Annotated in this window: 8 protein-coding genes; 5 read left to right on the top strand and 3 right to left on the bottom strand. The window is 38.7% G+C overall.

Annotated elements, in window-relative coordinates; translation table 11 throughout:
- Positions 1-79 precede the first annotated feature (79 nt).
- Both CLV62_RS04330 and CLV62_RS04325 read right to left on the bottom strand, forming a co-directional pair.
- The gene (locus CLV62_RS04330; RefSeq protein WP_110309565.1) at positions 80-1,960 is read right to left on the bottom strand and encodes a YgiQ family radical SAM protein; all 1,881 of its coding nucleotides are present in this window, start codon (positions 1,958-1,960) and stop codon (positions 80-82) included.
- Between the two features lie 147 nt (positions 1,961-2,107).
- Positions 2,108-2,704, bottom strand: a complete 597-nt coding sequence (locus CLV62_RS04325) for a porin family protein (RefSeq protein ID WP_110309564.1) — start codon at positions 2,702-2,704, stop codon at positions 2,108-2,110.
- Between the two features lie 222 nt (positions 2,705-2,926).
- On the opposite strand from CLV62_RS04325, the gene porW reads away from it, so the two are divergent.
- Both porW and CLV62_RS04315 read left to right on the top strand, forming a co-directional pair.
- On the top strand, positions 2,927-6,418 hold the full coding sequence (gene porW / locus CLV62_RS04320; RefSeq protein WP_146212699.1) for a type IX secretion system periplasmic lipoprotein PorW/SprE: 3,492 nt from the start codon (positions 2,927-2,929) through the stop codon (positions 6,416-6,418).
- Positions 6,419-6,612: 194 nt separating this feature from the next.
- Complete coding sequence (locus CLV62_RS04315; protein WP_110309562.1) at positions 6,613-7,047, top strand: hypothetical protein; 435 nt, start codon at positions 6,613-6,615, stop codon at positions 7,045-7,047.
- A gap of 30 nt (positions 7,048-7,077) precedes the next feature.
- On the opposite strand, the gene prmA is transcribed toward CLV62_RS04315, so the two are convergent.
- On the bottom strand, positions 7,078-7,929 hold the full coding sequence (gene prmA / locus CLV62_RS04310) for a 50S ribosomal protein L11 methyltransferase (RefSeq protein ID WP_110309703.1): 852 nt from the start codon (positions 7,927-7,929) through the stop codon (positions 7,078-7,080).
- A 487-nt stretch (positions 7,930-8,416) separates the two neighbouring features.
- Between prmA and CLV62_RS04305 the strand changes: the two genes are divergently transcribed.
- From CLV62_RS04305 to panB, 3 genes are all read left to right on the top strand, one after another.
- The gene (locus CLV62_RS04305; protein ID WP_110309561.1) at positions 8,417-9,817 is read left to right on the top strand and encodes a hypothetical protein; all 1,401 of its coding nucleotides are present in this window, start codon (positions 8,417-8,419) and stop codon (positions 9,815-9,817) included.
- A gap of 91 nt (positions 9,818-9,908) precedes the next feature.
- Positions 9,909-11,471: an OmpP1/FadL family transporter gene (locus CLV62_RS04300; RefSeq protein ID WP_110309560.1), complete on the top strand. Its 1,563-nt coding sequence runs from the start codon at positions 9,909-9,911 to the stop codon at positions 11,469-11,471.
- Positions 11,472-11,780: 309 nt separating this feature from the next.
- A complete protein-coding gene (gene panB, locus CLV62_RS04295) occupies positions 11,781-12,599 on the top strand; it encodes a 3-methyl-2-oxobutanoate hydroxymethyltransferase (protein ID WP_110309559.1) in 819 nt (272 codons plus the stop codon).
- Positions 12,600-12,702 lie beyond the last annotated feature (103 nt).

Genomic DNA, 12,702 nt, shown 5'->3' with positions numbered 1-12,702 from the left:
AAAGTAAAGTTAATAATTATATCTTATCCTCTGTAATAAGATTTTTTACCGAATAAAAATAAGATTTCTATTATTTGAATTATTTTCTTCGCTTATTAAAGTTCGGATTATAGCTTTTTGTCTTGTTAACAGTATTGCCCCCTATTCCTGCGGGGTATAACTTATTTAGTAAATCCTCTCTTTTCATTCCCTTTAACGATTTTATAATCTGGGGTTTATAATCGTTATTATACCAGAAGAAGAATTGTCGCTGAGCCAGTTTTTCATCCTTGGTTTTTGGCGTAAATACTTTTTCGAGAGTGTAAGGGTGATAGCCTGTATAATATATCTCAGTAGCCAGAGTCATGGGCGAAGGTGTAAAATCCTGCACCTGTTCCAGATTAAAACCAAGAGGTTTGGTTGTCACAGCTAATTCTGCCATTTCAACTTCGGTACATCCGGGATGTGATGATATGAAATAAGGTATCATCTGCTGCTTCATACCATAATCGTCATTCACCTTATCGAATATCTTCTTAAATGCATAGAACTGACTGAAACTTGGTTTACGCATAAAATTAAGAACTGTATCGGATGTATGTTCGGGTGCTACTTTGAGACGTCCCGACACATGATTCTTAATCAGTTCATGGGCATATTCCTCGGATACTTTATTCAATTTATCATCATCCGAGCGATGAAGAAGCATATCATATCTTACGCCGCTTCCTACGAACGATTTCTTTATTTTTGGGAGTGCATCTACCGATTTATATATATCCAATAATGCAGAGTGATCTACATTCAGGTTTTTACATATCTTTGGGTGAATACATGACGGACGCCTGCATTTACCACAGATAGACTCATCTTTGCCACGCATGGCGTACATGTTTGCAGAAGGACCTCCCAGATCGCTTAAATAACCTTTAAAGTCGGGCATCTCGGTAATTTGAGTTACCTCTTTAAGGATAGACTTTTTAGATCGAGAAGCTACAAATTTTCCCTGATGGGCTGATATGGTGCAAAAAGCACATCCTCCAAAACATCCGCGGTGCATATTTACCGAGAATTTAATCATCTCGAAAGCAGGGATAGTCTTTTCTTTGTATTTAGGGTGAGGTAACCGGGTATAAGGTAAATCAAAAGAGGCATCAATCTCGTTTTCCTTCATCGGAGGGTAAGGCTCATTGATTATCACATACTCTTTTTCCGATTGTTGTATGATCCGCGAAGCATTTACCATATTCGACTGCTCTTCCACAACTTTGAAGTTCTTGGCTTGCTTGAGCTTATCTTTCAGACATTCTTCGTGTGGAAAAAGAACGGTATCTTTCTCCCGTTCATCATAAGACCCGGTTAAATAAACTGTTTGCTTAATATCTTTCAGATCGGGGATTGATTGTCCGTCATTCAATCGCTTTACAATTTCACGCAGAGGTTGTTCTCCCATTCCATAGACCAATATATCGGCTTTTGCATCGAACAATATCGACTTGCGAAGCACATCGTCCCAATAATCATAATGAGTTATCCTGCGTAGAGAAGCTTCTATACCTCCCAAAACAATAGGAACATCAGGATATAATTCTTTTAGGATATTTGTATAAACGATGGATGGTCTGTCGGGACGCATGCCCGATTTACTATCAGGAGTATATGCATCATCCGAGCGTAAACGTTTATTTGCTGTATAATGATTTATCATCGAGTCCATGGCTCCTGCCGTAACCCCAAAGAATAAACGTGGTTTACCCAGTTTCTTAAAATCACGTAAATCGTCACGCCAGTTGGGTTGTGGTACAATAGCCACTTTTAATCCTTCGCTTTCTAGTATTCTGCCGATCACAGCAGCACCAAAAGCAGGATGATCTACATAGGCGTCACCCGAGAAGAGAATAACGTCCAGCTCTTCCCATCCTCTCAATTCTATTTCTTTCTTGGTTGTAGGCAACCAATCTGTTAATCTGTATTCTTTCATTTGGACACAAAAATACACCTTTTTACTCTATTTGCAGAAAACTAGGAAGTTAATAATAGAATAAAGCTGATAGACTCTATTTATGCCCAATAAAAAAAGCTTCTGTTTCCAGAAGCTTTTTTGTTATTTGTATTTTTTAGAAATACCTTAGAAATAGACAGCAGCAGTAGCAGACCAAGTTCTGTCTTTTACCTTGTAGTTTCCATCACTTTCTTTATAATTGTCAGTCATAGCTAAACCATAATTGACACCAATCTGTAAAAACTTAAAGAGTTCTATTCCTCCTCCAAAATTCAGTCCGGCTCCAAAGCTTTGCGCTTTCCATTGATCATCTATATCACCCGAAATAGCAGAAAAATTGTCATCACCTGATACTTTGAAACTAATATAAGGTCCTGCATTTACAAAAGGTGTAACTGTTTTCGAAACAGGGAATTTCACCCTCACATTGACAGGTATATCTATATAGCCATTTTTATTTCTGTCACCGCCTCTGAATTTCATTCCTCTTTCCGAGTACAAAAGTCCACCTTCAAGTCCATATCTTCCCTTAATCATCCATTCCAAAGATGCACCAAGTTGAAAACCGGTTACATTTTTGTCTACAAATTGATTTACCCCGTCATTACCTGAAACCGATACCCCCGAAAGATTCACACCTCCTTTTGCTCCAAAACGAAGTTGTGAATGAGCCGATAATACAAATACACTTAGACAAACAAACACGAAAAAACACTTTTTCATAAATTAGTTAGTTGTTTATTGAAACTAAAAAACACAGCAACCGAAAATCTATTTCTTGTTATTGCGGCTACAAGTATATTACATTTTCTCAGTTATTACAATAGCTTCTTTCACTTTTATTAAATACAAAAATTCCAATGACCAATAATTCTGCTACTTTTGTATTAAATAATTTGCTGTAGCAGAATAACGTATAGAAAACTTATAAACTTTTAAATCAGAGTGTTTAGGTACAAATTCATTATAGGGTCTGTCATTATCCTGACCATGTTGGGGTGTTCTTCTAAAAAGAATACATCAAAAACCCGTATGTACCATGCCATAAACACAAAATACAATATCTACTTTAATGCCAACGAAGCATATAAAGAATCCCTAAAAACGAAACAATCGGGATATCAGGATAATCTTTCTCAAATCATTGCCATATATCCCAGTCCGCCTGTAGAAGAAGAATTAAAACAAAATCCGGGAGGAAGTTTTAATGTAACTGTAGACAAAACGACAAAAGCCATAAAAATTCACTCCATCCGCACAAAGCCCGAACGTGATCCCGGTAAAAGAAAAAATCAGGAATATCAGGCATGGCTAAAACAACAGGAATTCAATCCCTTCCTTAAGAATGCATGGCTATTATTGGGAAAAGCCGAATTTCAGAATGAAGATTATCTGCAAGCCGTATCTACTTTATTATATGTAACACGCCTATATAAAGGAGACAATGATGTAGTGGCCGAAGCACGAATCTGGATTGCCAAAGCGTATACCGCTATGGGCTGGTATTACGAAGCGGAAGATATATTTCATAAAATCAAACTCGCAGGAGGAGTTCCCGATAATTTAACTGCGGAGTACAATAAAGTATATGCTGATTTTTTAATCAAAAGAAAAGAATACGAAAAAGCGATACCATTTCTCGAACAGGCTATAAAAGACGAAAGTGATAGTTTTCAGCGAACCCGCATGAGGTATCTGTTGGGGCAACTATATGCTTATACCAAAGATCAGGAAAAAGCATATCGGGCATTCGAAAGTGTAATTGGGCTTAATACTCCATACCTTTTCTCTTTCAATGCAAAGATGCAACAGGCATCGTTTGTTAACAGCTCCAATAAACAAGAAGTATTGTCTCTGCTCAACAAAATGAGTAAAGATCCCAAGAACAAAGAGTATCTGGATCAGGTACATTATGCCATCGGAAATATTTATCTGAATAACCAAGATACAGTAAAAGCAGTAGCCGAATACGAAAAAGCAGTCAAAGCAAGCATACGCAATGGCTACGACAAAGCCCTCAATCTGATTGCACTGGGCGACATTTACTTTGCACAACAAAAGTATGCAAAAGCTCAACCCAACTATTCGGAAGCATTAGCTTCTTTAAACAAAAAGCACGAAGCATATCCAAGGGTTAACCTCAGATCCGAAGTATTAGATGAACTGGTAGTGCACATCGAAGCTATCCATTTACAGGACAGTCTTCAATATCTGGCACAAAAGCCTTACGATGAACAGTTACTGGTTGTCAATAAAATAATAGCAGACCTGAAAAAGAAAGACGAGGAAGAAAGACGAGAACAACAAAGGCTCAATAGAGAAAATAACTCACAATCCTCTCAGAACCCAAATACCCCATTATTCGAACAAACCTCACCTAATATTCCATCAGGACCTGCTATTTTAGGAGGTAATAGTACATCTTTTTATTTCTACAATCCTCAATTAGTAAATCAGGGAAAAGTAGCCTTTCAGCGCAAATGGGGAAACAGAAAGCTAGAAGACAACTGGCGCAGGCGCAATAAACGTGTCACTACTTTTGATGAAGGCAATATGCAGGAAGAGGAAGAAAAAAAGCCTGACGACCCGAACGCCCCAAAAGACCCTAAGGACGAAACGCAAAACCAAACAATTGTTCAGGATATTTACTCACCTGAGTTTTATTTACAACAAATACCACTGACTCCGGAGGCCATAACAGCATCTAATGAGATCATTGAGAATGCCTATTTCAATTTAGGAAAGATATATAAGGATAAACTCGAAGATTATAATCTGGCAATAGATGCCTTCACAACCAATCTTTCTCGTTTTCCCGATGGCCCGAACAGAGAGGAAATATATTATCAATTATTCTTGATTTATTTGAGATTAGGCAACAGAGAAATGACGGAGTTATACAGACGCTATCTGTTGAACTCGTTCCCTAAGAGTTCTTATGCTGCTGCGTTGGCTGATCCAAATTATGAATGGAACCTCCGAAACATGCACCAACTGGAAGGCAATCTTTATCAACAAACGTATGAAGCATATCTCGCCGGAAACATAAAGACGGTTAGAACAAACTTCCAATCGATGACAGAAAAATATCCACTATCGGTATTGATTCCTAAGTTTATGTTTTTGAATGCGCTTACATATGCTCAAACGAACGATCCCGAAGAATTCAAAACGCACTTGCGTGCCCTGATCGAAACATACCCTAATGCAGATGTTACACCATTGGCTTCAGATATGCTGAAAGGTATTTTAAGCGGAAAATCATTGTCTTCCGATTCATCTCCTGCCCGTGGTATGATATGGGATATCAGGTTTGGAACAGGTGAAAATCCAGAAGAAATTGCGGGAGTAGACTTTATTGCCGACCCTGAAGCAGAATATATGCTGTTATTCATCTACAAATCTCAAACAATTGATAAGAACCAATTGATATATGATGTAGCCAGTTATAACTTCTCGAACTTTATTTATCAAACATTTGACCTAAGCTTCACCGAGGCTAATTCGTTAGAGATGTTACAGGTTAAAGGATTCAATTCGCTTGATGAAATAGAATTTTATATAGACAAAGCTTTTGATAAGAAATCGTTGATGGATGAATTAGATCCTTCTATTATTCCTCTGCCCATATCAACCGATAACTTTGTTGCATTGATGAATGGCAAGAGCCTCAATGAGTACTTCTTATTCTTTGAAAAGAATTACACCAAAGAAATGGTAAAACTGATTATGTACTGGAACCAACAACGAACCAGGAGTGCAGCACCCGTTGAAGAGAAGCCTCAACCGGAAGATACGGCTCCCGTAATTAAAGAAACTGAGCCCGAAGTGAAACCGGTTGAAACAGTTCCATCAAGACCCATAGCTCCTCCCGTTAAAGAAACTAAGTCCGATTCTAAAGAAGAAAATAAAGAAGTCGGTGTATCTGATATTCTGTCTGACGATCAGATACAAATCGCAGATGAAGTAATCAACAGAACAATTGACATAATAAATAACCCTGTGGATGGATTGAAAAATCTATTCAACTCTTCAAGCAATAAACCGAAACTGAGTAAAGAAGAGAAAGCTGCCCAAAAAGCTGAGAACAAACGACTCAAAGAACTCGAAAAACAAAGGAAAGCTAAGGTTAAAGCCGAAGAGCAAGCTATAAAGGATGCAGAGCAGGCACAACAAAACTCTATAGCCAATGCTGAGAAACAAAAACAAGCCGAAGAGCAAGCAGCAGCAGATACAAAAGTAAATGACCAAAAGAATCTGGTAAAAGCACGAGAAGATGCACGCAAGCAGCGTCAACTGGAGTTGAAGGAAAAAGAAAAAGCTCAAAAAACCAGATTGAAAGAACGTGAACGTGAGCGTAAAGAGCGCCTCAAAATAATTGAAAAGGAACGTAAAGAAAAAGAACGTCTGGCTAAAGAGAAGCGGAAACAAAAATAAGGTCTCATATCTTTTTATTACTTTGGTGTAGGGGTGAACCTATGTGTTCACCCACAAAGGACAGACACATAGGTCTGCCCCTACAAATAAAACATAGCATTAAATAGTTGAAATTCCTGTAAATATCCAAGTAAGATAAACAAATAGAACTCACCCGATGTTAATCAATAAAAATAACTAACAAAACAAGAAAGATGGGAACAACAACCGGCTCGTGGAAAAAAACATTTACTAAAATATTTATTGTCGTTATCATATTAGTAATAGGAGGCGTAATTGCATACTTTTACTTTCCTTTTGCCAGCAGCAGTGTAAAAGCCGGACAGCTTAATTACGTAATGCACAAGGGAATCATATTCAAAACATATGAAGGAAAACTAATACAGACCGGTATAAAGACAGGAACTGTAGGCGGTCTGCAATCTAACGAATTTGAATTCTCTATCGAAAACAAAGAATTAGCTCAGAGGCTTATGAATCTGACCGGACAAAACGTAAAACTACACTACAAGGAATATTTCGGTTCTTTACCATGGAGAGGTTATACCCGTTTCATTGTAGATAGTATTATCTCGGTGGAAGAAGCTCCCAATCCGAATATAAATCCCAACTATCCGATAAATTATTAAGATTTAAAATAAATAATAGAAAAGGACTGGTTAAACCAGTCCTTTCTTTATAAATTTCACATTCGCCCAATTATCCTTGTTATTAGAATGGACGAAGGTCAAACCATGTTTATTACATTCGTCAGTTAAAGCGGGAATATCTTCCGTATAAAAACCACTCATAAATAATATACCCTCAGGATTCAATACAGATGCGTACACATGTATATCATTCAGCAGAATATTCCGATTGATATTTGCCAGTATAACATCAAATGTCTGAGCTCCCGTCAATAGATCAGCACCTCCGATTTGAACATCAATGTTAGAGACTTTATTTAAATCGAGATTTTCTTTTGCATTATCATATGCCCATTCGTCAATATCTATAGCCAGAATAGGATCAGCACCTCTCATTGAAGCGAGGATACCTAAAATAGCAGTTCCACAGCCCATGTCTAAAACCGATTTACCGGTAAAATCCATATTCAAAATTTCACGAATCATCAATTCCGTAGTCTGGTGATGCCCTGTACCAAAAGCCATTTTAGGATCGATGTATATATTATATTCATAAGAAGCCGGTTCGTTATGAAATGTACTTTGTATGATACACCTGTCATCTATGATAAGAGGTTTAAAGTAATTTTTTTCCCATTCTTCATTCCAATCTCTACCTTCAATCAAACTAACAGTATAAGTTATTTTCGACTCCAACGGGAAATTTTCCAACACCAAATCTATCGCCTCTTTATTGTAAAGACTCTCTTGAATATAAGCAGTTGACCCTGTTTCAGTATCTACAAAACTCTCGAAACCAATATCCGCTAGTTCGGCAGATAATACTTCTGTTATAATTTCACTATGAGGATTGCAAAGAAACACCGCTTCAATATAATTCATCTTATCACTTTTTTTATATATCATAAATAATCTTTTTCACACAAAACAAGAACATCCTGCTTCAATATTATCCGGTCACATAGACGTATATAATTAGCTCTTCTTGTTATTTTCAACAAAAATATAGTTTTTACTTCAATAAGTTTCTAACATTCTTGCTTTTCAGCTTTTTTTATTGTCGATTATTCCCTTACTTTTTTATAAAATTTTGTTTCTTTACAAAAAGAATTGCATTTTTCCAGAACAAACATTAAAGTTCAAATGTTTAGGATTCATCCGATTGAGCGTAGACCTGATAAATGCGATTTTCGTTTTTAGATTTGTTAAGGATATCACGAGCAACAGAGTCTTATTTTTTGCATCTTTGTAATGAAAAAAAATAGATTTTATTAAAGTGTCTATTAAACCATTTAGTAGTTTAGCTAGTCTAAGAATAAATGAGTAAAAAATTGAATCGAACTTATATAATTAGAGAGGAGATAAAATAATGAAAAGGAGTAAATTGTTATTATTAGCAGCGTTGTTGCCATTAGTGAGTTTCTCTCAAAATTGGGGTGATGACATCTACGGATCATCTCCTACCAGAAGACAAAACAGGAATTCACAATCCAATACAACTCAGCAACCGACAAGAGTTTATATAGAGAACGCCAATAATAATGTGAATATTTCCACCAGAGGAGATGTTTCAATAGATGTTGATGAAAATAGCAATGCCAATATAAACTGGGAAGAAGATACCAACCCGTTCAACCTAAGATACGAAGATCCCAATAGCGTAAGAATATCAAGCGATGACAACATCAATGTCTTTATCCTGAACGGTTCTTTTGACGACCACAACGCCAATAACCTAACCACTAGCATGGCTTGGAGAAATGACCCTTGGAACGACCCTTGGAATAACTGGGGCTGGAACATGGGTATGGGCATGGGCTGGGGTATGCGTCCCTGGGGCATGGGTCCCGGTTGGGGCATGGGCTGGGGCATGGGCGGCATGTGGGGCGGCGGTATGTGGGGTATGGGCTGGGGCGGTGGCATGTGGGGTCCCGGTTGGGGCGGTGGTATGTGGGGTCCCGGTTGGGGCGGTGGTATGTGGGGTCCCGGTTGGGGCGGCGGCTGGGGTGGCGGCTGGGGTCGTGGCCCGAGGATGACCAATAACCGACCCGGCAGAACTACCGGACGGAATAACGGCAACAGAGGCTCAGCTGCCGGAGGAAGAAACAACAACCGTAACTCTTCAGCCAGAGATGCAACCGGAGGACGTGGCTCTGCATCAGGTAGAGATGCTACTACAGGACGTGGTTCTGCATCAGGAAGAGAAGCAACGGGAGGAGGACGTACCTCAACCGGAAGAGATAACTCTACCCGCACCGGAACCGGAAGATATGAAGGTACACGCGGTAGCACTACCAGAGATAATTCGGGACGTACTTCGACCAGAGAATCAGGGGTAAACACCAGACCTGCAACTAACAATGGTACAACAGGAAGAGGCGGATCTGCTTCCGGCAGAACATCTGTTAACAGAGACGCTACTTACAATCCAAATACCGGCAGAATTGTAACTAATTCGCCAACAAGAAATACAACAGGCAGCACAACAAACAGAGGTGGTGCAACTACCAATAACAGGGGTGGAGCTACTACGAATAACAGAGGAGGTGCTGTAAGCAACCAAGGGTCTTCAACAAACAGATCTTCGGGAACAAATGCAAGACCTGCGACTAATAATAGCAACAGAAACTTCAATACGGGAAGCTCATCCAACAGATCGTCCGGATCATCGGTACAAAGATCATCTTCCGGCGGTAGCCGTCCATCAGGCGGTGGCGGAGGTGCACGTTCTTCAGGCGGCGGTGGTCGTAGTGGCGGCGGACGTAGATAAAATTGAAACAAAACAATATTGAATACAAACAAAAAGCTATTTTAGCTGTTTAAACTAAAATAGCTTTTTTTTAGAAATAAAAACAATAACTATGAAACGTATTTTTATTCTTGCTTTACTTTCCACTTCTTTCATAGGATCTGCACTGGCACAAGGAGAGATGGATGCTTTCAATTTATCTTATACAGGATTGAAGGGAACAGCTCGGTCTGTTGCAATGGGGGGTGCCTTTGGTGCTCTAGGAGGTGATATTTCGGGGATTGCAATCAATCCGGCGGGAATAGGTGTGTATACGACATCGGAGATAGTAACAACAATGAATTTTGCCAACACTAGAACCAGAACAGACTTGTATGACAGTAGAACTAATGATAGCAGATTCAAATTCAGTTTTGATAATTTTGCATTCGTAGGAACAGTTCCTCTACATAGCGATGTTGCTCCTCTCATTAATTTCGGTTTCTCTTACAACCGTGTGCAATCATTTGATCGTAAATACACGATGAACGGGCACTTTGTAGACGAATCCCAAACCAGATATATTGCAGACCGCGTAAATCGTTTCGATGGAAACAGAGGTATACCTTCAACAGACTTGGAATTAGCTCAGGAACCGTTCTTCGACAGACCATCTGTATATTGGCTGGGAGCCCTTGCTTTTAATACAGGAATGATAACACCCAAATCAGGAGGAAGGCAGTATGAATCGGTTTTAACCAAAATGGAAGATCCCACTATTGATAATTACCTGCATGTATTCGAAAGAGGATCTGTAGATTCTTACGATTTTAATATGGGTACTACTTTTGCAGATATGGTTAGTGCAGGTCTTACAATTTCTGTAACAGACCTTAGTTATAATATATCGTCACTTTACAGCGAAGCATTTTATGAAGATGCAAGCAATATTCCCAAACATGAGTACGATATGGAAAATCAATTGAGAACAGATGGATCAGGCTGGCAGGTAAAAGCCGGGCTTATCTTCAAACCAATTCAGGAATTAAGAATCGGGGCTGCCTATCACTCTCCGACATGGTATAATATGACTGATTCATATACTGTGCTTATGGATGCTTTCAATGGAAGACCTAATGTTTCTTCGAGACGTGAAGAAGGGCTTGTTTTTACAGATTATAAATTCCGCACACCGGATAAGTGGGTATTCAGTTTAGCAGGAGTTATTGCTAAAAGAGCGATAATAAGTGCAGACTATGAGCTTACCAACTATGGACGTATGAATTTTCAGGACGTAAATGGCTTCGCTTTTGAAGAAAACCAAGATATTAAAGAGTCTTTCCGTAATTCATCAACTTTACGCTTAGGTGCTGAGTTTCGTATTACTCCTCAATTTTCGGGACGTGTAGGTTACATGTGGCAACAAAGTCCGGTTAAAGATATTCTTGTAAATGGTAGTGCAGACGGTACACACACCGCTCTTACTGCAGGAACTATAACTCACTTTTCGCTAGTAGGAGACGCTAACTATTTCACTTACGGGCTCGGTTACAGGTTTACACCTCATTTCTACACCGATGTGGCATTTGTAATGAATAGTCGTACTGACGATTTGTATAGCTTTGCCGGCTCAGACAAAGCTGAACTTAAAACAAATCTATTCAGCGGATTACTTACTTTTGGTTATAGATTCTAAGAACAAAAGATATAATATATCAAAAAGCTGTACTAACTGATTAGTACAGCTTTTTTGATTTAAGGTCTCAGACCTTTTTGTTGCTTTGGCTAGGCATAATAACTACAGGCAGTTATTATGCCGATAAAACATCGCATTAAATATTTAGCGTTACTTATGATACTGATTACCGTTTGCTTTTTATACATTTGCAAAGCTAATAATATCAATAAAGGTCTCGTACCTTTTTATTATCAATCTTAAGTATAACTGTGATTGTCAGTTATTATTTTAAGATACCAAATTAAGTTCTAACTTTTACTTAAAACTATGTCAACTTATACAGAAGATAACCGCAAAGTAACGACTCATCGTTTGCAGGAAATGAAGCAAAGAGGCGAAAAAATCTCAATGCTTACGGCATATGATTATTCTATGGCTTCGATAGTAGATCAGGCAGGTATGGATGTCATTTTGGTAGGCGATTCTGCATCCAATGTGATGGCAGGGAATACGACTACACTACCTATGACTCTCGATCAGATGATTTATCATGGCAAATCGGTAGTAAACGGCGTAAAGCGCGCTTTGGTTATCGTTGATATGCCATTCGGCAGTTGCTCGGGCAATCCGACACTTTCCTTAGAAGCAGCTATCAGAGTGATGAAAGAAACCGGAGCCGATGCTTTAAAGATAGAAGGAGGCAAAGAAATAATTGCGGACATAAAAAAAATAATAGATGCAGGTATTCCTGTTATGGGACACTTGGGATTAATGCCTCAGTCAATTAATAAATACGGAACTTATGCTGTACGTGCCAAAGACGGAGCCGAAGCCGATAAACTGATGGCAGATGCTACACTTCTACAGGAAGTCGGATGTTTTGGAATTGTGCTGGAGAAGATTCCTGCAACATTAGCAGAACAGGTAGCTAAAGAATTGGCGATTCCTATGATAGGCATCGGAGCGGGAGGAGGCGTTGACGGACAGGTATTAGTTATTCATGACATGCTGGGTATCAATAAAGACTTTTCTCCAAAATTTCTTCGTCGCTATGCCGATCTTCATACCATGATGAGCCAAGCCGTACAATCGTATATAAAAGACGTGAAGGAATCTGATTTCCCGAATGAAAAAGAATCTTATTAAGGCTTATACCTTTTAGCAAATAATAAAAAGGTCTGAGACCTCATCACAAAATAAAAATAAAATATGCACAGCATGTCTGTTTGAATTATCGCAGACATGCTTC

Source organism: Indolivaga alginatilytica, from assembly GCF_003201355.1.
GTDB classification, from domain to species: Bacteria; Bacteroidota; Bacteroidia; order Bacteroidales; family Dysgonomonadaceae; genus Dysgonomonas_A; species Dysgonomonas_A alginatilytica.
The sequence above is the reverse complement of the archived record's forward strand: the minus strand, read 5'-3'. Positions and strand labels throughout refer to the sequence as shown.

What these genes read in the sequence shown, in the direction of transcription:
- panB (WP_110309559.1), top strand. Translation starts at nt 11,781, where the DNA reads ATGTCAACTTATACAGAAGATAACCGCAAAGTAACGACTCATCGTTTG.
- CLV62_RS04325 (WP_110309564.1), bottom strand. Translation starts at nt 2,704, where the DNA reads ATGAAAAAGTGTTTTTTCGTGTTTGTTTGTCTAAGTGTATTTGTATTA.
- CLV62_RS04315 (WP_110309562.1), top strand. Translation starts at nt 6,613, where the DNA reads ATGGGAACAACAACCGGCTCGTGGAAAAAAACATTTACTAAAATATTT.
- CLV62_RS04305 (WP_110309561.1), top strand. Translation starts at nt 8,417, where the DNA reads ATGAAAAGGAGTAAATTGTTATTATTAGCAGCGTTGTTGCCATTAGTG.
- CLV62_RS04330 (WP_110309565.1), bottom strand. Translation starts at nt 1,960, where the DNA reads ATGAAAGAATACAGATTAACAGATTGGTTGCCTACAACCAAGAAAGAA.
- prmA (WP_110309703.1), bottom strand. Translation starts at nt 7,929, where the DNA reads ATGAATTATATTGAAGCGGTGTTTCTTTGCAATCCTCATAGTGAAATT.
- CLV62_RS04300 (WP_110309560.1), top strand. Translation starts at nt 9,909, where the DNA reads ATGAAACGTATTTTTATTCTTGCTTTACTTTCCACTTCTTTCATAGGA.